We start from the raw sequence: 8,669 nt of genomic DNA, 5'->3' as shown, positions 1-8,669 counted from the left end.
ACCATTCATAGTCTCCATTCAGTACGAATGAAAGTCCTGAAGGCTTTATTTCGTAGGAACACACTGTTCCAACCCGAGGATTCTGATCCCCGGCAATATTCCCTGTCATGGCTGATAGAATTTAAATAGCTTTCAGCTGAAAGCCATAGAGACAGGTATTACTTTTCAGATTAAATTGTAGGAGAGGATGAAGGATTATATCCTCATACGGGGTTACATTCTTTTTCATTTTGTTTTTGTGTTTGTTCAAAAACAAAAGTAAAAAAAATCATGATATAGTGATATAAAAAACTTGAATTTAAAGTTAATTTTTCTCAACTGAATATACCGGAGCCGCTTTTAACCACTGATACTTAAGGTTTCTGTCTTTGGCTATAAAACGATACCCTTCAAGCTTCTTCAGATACACATACATAGAATCTGTATTTTTGATCTTTAATTTGTATTGAGATAAAAACAGCATTGGCATATCTAGCGTAGAATCTCTTACTGTTTTCAATACTTTTCCGGATTTTACTTTATAGAGATAGAATGATTTTCCGCGGCCTTTTGAACTGTCTGCCAGTTTTACCTCTGAACTTGCGATAACGAGCTCACTTCCATCAAAACATTCATCTTCATTCATGATGTATGCTTTTCCTTCCTGACGTTCCTGTGCGAAGAGATCATTTTCGTAAGTGCCCGGACTTTGGTATTTTTTTTCACAACTTATCAAAAGAAGTATTGATAACATTGGTAAACCAATGATAAGTTTCTTATTCATATTCAATTTCATAGGTGTTGGTTGAAAAAAAACCGATGTAATATTGCATCGGTTTTTGTTATCTAAAGTACGTTTATGTTACTCCTGAGTATATTCTGCATCCCATTCGTTACCATCATCTCCTTTGTGTCCGTCCAATTTAATAACGAAACTTTTTGTAGGGAAATAAGGAGTCATACGGATATCCAGCCATACTCTGTCTTTGTTTACTCTATCCTGCTCGAAACGAACAATTTTGAATTTCTCAATCAACTTGTCCGGTCCTTTGATGTTATCCAGGAATGTTACAATCTGTCTTCTCAAATCATCCTCATTCTTAGCATTCCAGTTTTCGAAAGCTCTTCTGTTAAGGAAATCAAGTAATACTTTAGTTACATAGTCGAATACACGAACTACGGAATACGTCTGAAGACCGATATTGTCTCCTGTAAATAAGGTCTTCGCTGAGAAAGCCATAATTTTTCCGTATTCGTTAACCATTGGTACAAGACCCATTTTTTCAAGCTGAGAAATTTCACTTTTCTTAAGCTCGAATTTTACAGCGTCTACTTCGTTGATGTTACCATGTTTTTTACCTGCTGCTACCTGAGACATCAGTGTTTTATGGATTTTTCCTGCTAATGACGTGGAAGGTGGAAGTTCTACGTTTTCTTCTTCCCCTACTTCTTCAGCTTTACCACGTCCTACCAGCCAGTTACACGTCATGATAACGTTACTTCTGTGAAGCTCACCTCCTGTAAGGTTGGCAGAGTGGAATAAGTCTACTACATCATCCGGCTTATCAAGGTTGGCGAAGTCTGTAACCATCATTACTTTGTTTTCGTTACAGATTTTTGCCCACTTCTCGATGACCTTGTTTGATCCTAAATATCCAGGTATGGCAAGGATTGAGTAGTTATCTCTAAGGTCAAGACGGTCATAATAATTTTTGAATTCTTCTGAAATAGCATCAATGAACAGAGGATTATCCAGATCGGAAACCTGCTCAAGGCTTGCATTGACGATACTTACGTTATCCACTTTATCCAATTCCGTATTTTTGTAGAATTGGGCTACTGTTCTGTAGTTGGTTTCCAGCATACGAACAGCATCCAGTGTATTTTTTAAGTTTTTCTTTAAATTCTCGTCGGCCTGTTGTGCTTTACTTTTGCACGTATCAGCCATTTTATCAGCAGATTCGCTACCTTCTAAAAGGTTTATCCAAAGGTTGATCTTCTGAAGAAGTTCTTTTCTTTCTTCTGCTTTATTGCTGTCATTCAGGAAGATTTCTTTTCTTGCCTTTCTTGTGGGGTTCATATTGGCAATACCGTCTACAACGGATTCAACAAAGCCAAATCCTCCCATTTTATTGAGCTCTGCAAGCGGGTTGCCCTTCGGCTGCCCTGCGTGTTGCTGCTGACCCTGCTGCTGGCTTTCTTGTGCCTGTAATTTGCTATCCATGATTTAATGTAAGTCTTTAATTATTTTTCAAGTTCTTGTGCCACTTCTTTCAATACCTCTATGAACGCCACTCTTGTCTGATCGTTCTCCAGCATATTGCGTAGAATTTTGTTTGTTTTCAGCTGACGTACTATTTTATTGTACTGCTCCTGTTCCATGCTCAATTGCTGCAGATAATCTGACTTCTGAGTAAGGCTTTTAGGGGTAAAGTCTCCAAGGTTTTGAAAACGGAATTCTTCTTCTACCACTCCACCATCTTCTGTTTCGTGCTGTACCGATACTGAAGGCTGGAAATGTCTGAAAACGTCTTCCACTGTTTTTAATCCTGTTACGATTTCAGGGGTATAAGACTCTTCTGTTGTAAGCTGGCTTACTATCAGTGATTTATTTTCCTGTATTTCCTGAATAGCTTCATTAGCGTCTACTTTTACCTCGTTTCCGCCAACACCATAATTAAACATTGCCATATTATTGTTATTTTGAGATTTACTATTTTGGTTTGGATCTGTCCTTGAGTAATTTACCGATGAATCAAATAAATTACCAATCCAATGTTTAAATTTAAAAAAAAACTCTAACATACAAAATTTTACTAAGATTTTTCTTGGATCATCAAAATTCTTCTGCATTTATTCAACATAAAATCACCGTATTACGATATCACTAAGCTATGAAAAAATAAATAAAGTCTTCCAAGAAAAATCAAATAATTTTTCGTTCGCCGTACTCGTTACAAAATGGTAAAATGAATGTTAAAATAAGAAATCCTCAGACTTTACAAGAAAATATTCTTTATATTTAAAGAAAGTGAACAGTGTTATGAAAGATGTAAAAATAGCGTTCAGAAAACCGATATTTCCAGTTTCAGAAGCATTACAGCAATATTTGGAAAAATACAACAGAACCACCAAAATTAAGTTTCTGTATGAAGATCTCTTAAGATTTAATGACAGTGTAAGTATTCTGGATAAGGAAGGAAAAGATACCTTATGGCTTGGAGTACTGTATTCTGAATATGAGTTTAAAGAAATAGAAGCTAATTTAAATAAAATTTACACCCTCCTTCATTCTGATGGAGATACCGCTACGCTACCTTATCTGACAGTAGATACCATCGATTTTTGTACTTTCGGAAATTCAAAACCTTTCCGGATCCGGGTGAGAAATGTACTGAATGATAATTATACCTATTTTTATATTAAACAGGCTGATGCTTCCCGGATATTCGGGCTGGAACTTGAGGATCTGCTTTCTCCCAACCGGATTAACTTTCTGGTGTATAAAAACACTCTGATTGAAGAGCATATCTTAGGAATTCCCGGGGATGTCTTTATTCAGAAACATCTGCCCAACTGTACAGAACTGGAAAAAGCACAGATCTCCAAGGAATTCGTGAAATTCAATGAACGCTGCCTCATCGGACTTCTTGGGGACATGCGTTCTTATAATTATGTGGTGATTCCCATCCATGATTTCGACCAGGTAATTTACAGAATCCGCCCCATCGATTTTGATCAGCAGACTTATGAGGGAAACCTGAAAGTATATCTTCCCCAGTATTTCAAGGAAAACAATCAGATGGTGAATATGGTTCTGGAAAAACTGAAGCCAAGTTCTATCGAACAGTACCGCAAGGAAGTGCGTTCGCAGATCGTAAAAAGAGTTACGAGCAGCCAAAACAGATTTTATGAGCTCATTTCTATTATGAAAAAAGACAATATTGCGCCGGAAGCCAATGTTATCGAGTTAAGAACAGCTTTGCAAAAGCTTACCTATGATGTTAATTTCAAGTACTGTAAAACCATGGGTGACATTATGGAAACCGGAATCAAGTTTGTGCTCCGGAATTATAAGAGAGAATATTAAAAGAAAATCCATCTCAAGCAATATGAAATGGATCTTTCTTTTCTAACAATTTAAGGTAAAATTACCAGATTTTTATTCTGTCCTGAGGAGCTTTATACATTTTGTCTCCCGGTTTGATATCAAATGCTTTGATGAATGAGTCCTGATTGACCAACGGACCAAATGCTCTGAACATTCCCGGAGAATGAGGATCGGTTTTCACCTGGTTGATCATATACTGATCGGTAGCTTTCGTTCTCCAAACTGTTGCCCAGCTCATGAAAAATCTCTGATCCTGAGTAAATCCACTGATCTTTCCGGGGTTTCCTTTATCTTTTAAGTACATCTGAAGGGCATCATAAGCCACTGCTACTCCACCTAAGTCACCGATGTTCTCACCGCTTGTAAACTTACCGTTCACGAAGCTTCCTTTTACAGGTTCGTAAGCACTGTACTGAGCGGCTAACTGGCCTACTTTTGCATCAAAGTTTTTACGGTCTGCATCCGTCCACCAGTTATTCAGGTTACCATCTCCATCGAAACGGGAACCGCTGTCGTCAAATCCGTGAGAAATTTCGTGACCGATTACGGCTCCGATTCCTCCGAAGTTCACTGCAGCATCCGCTTTAGGATTGTAGAAAGGAGGCTGAAGAATAGCTGCCGGGAATACAATTTCGTTGTTTGATCCGCTGTAGTAAGCATTTACAGTCTGTGGAGACATTCCCCATTCTGTTTTGTCAACCGGTTTTCCTACTTTATCTAAACTTCTCTGATACTGCCATGCAGCAACATTCTGAAGGTTTGAATAAAGCGTAGCTCCTTCTTTTGGAGATTCTACTTTCAACTGTGTATAATCTTTCCATTTATCCGGATAAGCAATTTTTACGGTAAACTTGGATAGTTTTTCCTGAGCTTTTACTTTGGTTTCTGGAGACATCCAGTCTATATTGGCAATATGTGTTTTGAATGATTTTAAAAGATAATCAATATACGTTTCCATCTGCTTCTTAGCTTCAGGAGTGAAGTATTTGTCAACATACAGTTTTCCGAAAGCTTCTCCAAGAACACCATTGACAAGGGTAAGCCCTCTCTTGTTCATTGGACGCTGTTCTTTCTGGCCCTGTAAATATTTGGCATAGAAATCAAATCTGATCTGCTCTAAATTGTCATCCAGGTTGCTTGCGTTTCCGTTGATGATATGGTATTTCAGATAGTCTTTCAGCAGAGGAAGGTTTTTCTGGATAATGAACTGATCCATATTCTGGTAATATTTCAGTTCTCCAATGATCACTCTGTCTGTGTTTACACCTGCATCTTTCAGGTATTTGGCAAGATCAACGTTTTTCACAAGATCTGATAATTCAGATACATTTTTAGGGTTGTATCTTAAGTTGGCATCTCTGTTCTGCTCAAGTGTCAGCAAGTAATTGGCAAGCTGTTTTTCAAAGTCTACCACATTCTGTGCAGCCTGAGTTGTATTTTTATATCCTAAAACTCCGAATAACTTTCCAACATAGGTTTGATATTCCGCCAGTGTTTTTGTATTGGCATCATTTACTTTCTGATAATAGTCTCTCCCCAAACCAAGATCCGGACCACCAAGATACACCGCATTCATCTTGGAATTCTTCATATCAGCACCTACTCTCCATCCGTAGAAAGAATTATCTCCTAATCTTGTAGCTTCCAAAAGGTATTTCTGAAGATCAGCAAGAGTCTTAATAGCATCTATTTTGGCAAGATCAGCTTTAATCGGTGCCAGACCTTCCGCATTTCTTTTATTCGTATCCATAAAAGAAGCGTAAAGATTCTGGATTTTCTGCCCTTCTGATCCTGCAGGGTATGATTCTGTAAGGATTTTGTTCAAAATATCTAATGAAGCATCATCTACATTTTCTCTCAAAGCATTGAAAGATCCCCAGTTGGCTTTATCGGAAGGAATCTGAGTCGTTTTCACCCAGTTTCCGTTCACATAGCTAAAAAAGTCATCCTGTGGACGGACACTTGTATCCATATACGATAAATTAATTCCCTCTTCTTTTGCTTCTTCTTTTACCGGTTCGGCTACTTTTGCCGTAGCTTCAGTTTTATTCTCTGTCCCTGCAGTCTTAGCTGTACCACACGAATTAAGAAATACAATACCTGAAAGGGCAAGTATTCCAATATTTAGCTTTTTCATTAAAGATAATTTTTGATTTTACACAAACTTATCAAATATACAAACTTTAATGATATGTAGTGAATGATATTTATATATGGCTGAAAATTGAAAATTTGGATTAAAAGTTTAAGGTTTGAAGTTATTATGTGTAGAACCACCCCGTCAAAAATTCTTTGAATTTTTGCCACCCTTCCGTAGGAGGGGAATGATGGAAGCCGTTATTGTAAAAATTGTTCCCTTCGATTCCTTCTCACAATGCCTATTACCTATTATCTGCTACCTATCACCTGCTACCTAAAAAAACAAAACCGCTCATTGCTGAGCGGTTGTTATTGTTACCAGATTTTGATTCTGTCTTCCGGAGCTTTGTATAATTTGTCTCCTTTTTTCACATCAAATGCCTTATAGAAAGCGTCAACGTTGATTAGCGGACCGAAGCTTCTGAAGTATCCAGGAGAATGCGGATCAGTTTTCACCTGATTCACCATATATTTCTCACTTGATAATGTTCTCCAAACGGTTGCCCAGCTTAGGAAGAATCTCTGATCCTGAGTGAATCCGCTGATTTTCCCTGGGTTTCCTTTGTCTTTTAAATACATCTGAAGAGCGTCATAAGCGATGTTTACACCTCCTAAGTCAGCGATATTTTCACCGTTTGTGAAAGTACCGTTTACAAAAGTTCCTTTTACAGGCTCATATTTGTCATACTGAGAAGCAAGGGCTTTTGTTGCTTTTTCGAAGTTCGCTTTATCTTCCGGAGTCCACCAGTCTACTAAGTTACCATCGGCATCGAACTGTGCACCTGAATCATCAAATCCATGGCTCATTTCGTGACCGATAACCGCACCGATACCTCCGAAGTTTACAGCAGCATCAGCTTTAGGGTTAAAGAATGGCGGCTGAAGGATGGCAGCAGGGAATACAATCTCGTTATTTACCGGGTTGTAATATGCATTTACAGTCTGCGGAGTCATTCCCCATTCTGTTTTATCCACCGGCTTGCCAATTTTAGCTAAATCTTTGTTGTATTGCCATTCCGTAATGTTCTGAAGATTCTGATATAGGTTTCCTCCTTTAGCTTCAGAAACGATATTTAATTTTGAATAGTCTTTCCATTTATCCGGATAAGCAACTTTTACAGTGAACTTGTTCAGTTTCTGCATTGCTTTTTCCTTAGTGGTAGAAGACATCCATGCTAAGTTATTGATATGAACTGCGAAACTCTTCTTTAAATAGTCAATCAGTTCTACCATCTGAGCTTTTGCTTCAGATGGGAAATATTTCTCAACATACAGTTTTCCGAAAGCTTCTCCCAAAGTACCGTTGATCAATTCAAATCCTCTCTTATTAAGAGCTCTCTGTTCCTGCTGACCTCTAAGGTATTTGCCATAGAAAGCAAACTTCATATTTCCTAAGTTTTCGCTTAAGTAAGAAGCACTTCCGTGGATCATGTGGAATTTAAGATAATCTTTGATCACAGGAAGGTCCTGAGCATTGATCAATTTATCAAAATTCTTGTAGAATCCCAATTCGCTGATAATGACCTTATCCGTATTTACACCTACTTTTTTAAGGTAACCAGGGATGTCTACTCCTTTTACCAACGCTGAAAGTTCAGCCATTGTTTTAGGATTGTACTGAAGCGTGTTGTCACGGCTCTGTTCATTTGTCAGATAGGTATTTGCGACACTTTTTTCAAAGTTTACAATACCTTTTGCAGCCTCATCAGCATTTTTATATCCTAATTCTTTTAGCATTGAAGCTACATATTTCTGATATTCAGCAATAGCTTCTGTATTTTTTTCATTTACTTTCTGATAGTAGTCTCTTCCTAAACCTAAAGTGGCATTTCCTAAATAAACAGCATTCATTTTAGAATCTTTAAGATCTGCATCGACTCCCCATCCGTAAAGAATGTTCTCACCTTCTTTCGTTACAGAAGTAAGGTAGTTCTGAAGATCAGCCATATTTTTAATAGCATCAATCTTATTCAGATTTTCCTGGATCGGTTTGATTCCGTCTGCATTTCTTTTCTCCATGTTCATGTATGTAGCATACAGATCCTGGATCTTTTTCCCTTCACTTCCGTCAGCAAATTTATCTTTCAGAAGAGAGTTCAGGATGGTCATGGAATTGTTATCCGTATCCTCCGCCAGTTTGTTGAAGCTTCCCCAGGTTGGTTTGTCAGATGGAATTTTGGCTGTTTTCATCCATGTTCCACTCACATAGTTGTAAAAGTCATCCTGAGGACGTACAGAAGTGTCCATCAGGCTAAGGTCTAGGCCTTTATCTGTGTTATTCACTGCTACTTTAGCAGCTTTTGCTTGTGCGCTCATAGTCGTCTGAGTACAGATCCCTGCTATTAAAAACAAAGAAAGCGTTATTTTTTTCATTATGATAACAATTTATAGAATATGTATGATTTATTTTGAATTTGTTACTTTTTATAAAAACAAATTT

6 protein-coding genes are annotated in these 8,669 nt (G+C 37.7%); 1 reads left to right on the top strand and 5 read right to left on the bottom strand.

The window, feature by feature from the left end:
* Nucleotides 1-304 precede the first annotated feature (304 nt).
* From FFS26_RS15310 to FFS26_RS15300, 3 genes are all read right to left on the bottom strand, one after another.
* Nucleotides 305-763 carry a hypothetical protein gene (locus tag FFS26_RS15310; protein WP_228406458.1) on the bottom strand — a complete coding sequence of 153 codons (459 nt, stop codon included), beginning with the start codon at nucleotides 761-763 and terminating at the stop codon, nucleotides 305-307.
* Between the two features lie 78 nt (nucleotides 764-841).
* Nucleotides 842-2,203, bottom strand: a complete 1,362-nt coding sequence (locus FFS26_RS15305) for a DUF5458 family protein (RefSeq protein WP_110009155.1) — start codon at nucleotides 2,201-2,203, stop codon at nucleotides 842-844.
* 20 nt (nucleotides 2,204-2,223) lie between these two features.
* Nucleotides 2,224-2,670, bottom strand: coding sequence for a type VI secretion system contractile sheath small subunit (locus tag FFS26_RS15300; RefSeq protein WP_228406457.1), 447 nt, complete (start codon nucleotides 2,668-2,670; stop codon nucleotides 2,224-2,226).
* Between the two features lie 352 nt (nucleotides 2,671-3,022).
* On the opposite strand from FFS26_RS15300, the gene FFS26_RS15295 reads away from it, so the two are divergent.
* Nucleotides 3,023-4,069 carry a hypothetical protein gene (locus tag FFS26_RS15295; protein WP_110009154.1) on the top strand — a complete coding sequence of 349 codons (1,047 nt, stop codon included), beginning with the start codon at nucleotides 3,023-3,025 and terminating at the stop codon, nucleotides 4,067-4,069.
* A 61-nt stretch (nucleotides 4,070-4,130) separates the two neighbouring features.
* On the opposite strand, the gene FFS26_RS15290 is transcribed toward FFS26_RS15295, so the two are convergent.
* Complete coding sequence (locus FFS26_RS15290) at nucleotides 4,131-6,227, bottom strand: M13 family metallopeptidase (RefSeq protein ID WP_137905458.1); 2,097 nt, start codon at nucleotides 6,225-6,227, stop codon at nucleotides 4,131-4,133.
* Between the two features lie 317 nt (nucleotides 6,228-6,544).
* A complete protein-coding gene (locus tag FFS26_RS15285; protein ID WP_137905457.1) occupies nucleotides 6,545-8,602 on the bottom strand; it encodes a M13 family metallopeptidase in 2,058 nt (685 codons plus the stop codon).
* Nucleotides 8,603-8,669 lie beyond the last annotated feature (67 nt).

The organism is Chryseobacterium sp. 2VB, from assembly GCF_005503635.1.
Taxonomy (GTDB): domain Bacteria; phylum Bacteroidota; class Bacteroidia; order Flavobacteriales; family Weeksellaceae; genus Chryseobacterium; species Chryseobacterium cupriresistens.
The sequence above is the reverse complement of the archived record's forward strand: the minus strand, read 5'-3'. Positions and strand labels throughout refer to the sequence as shown.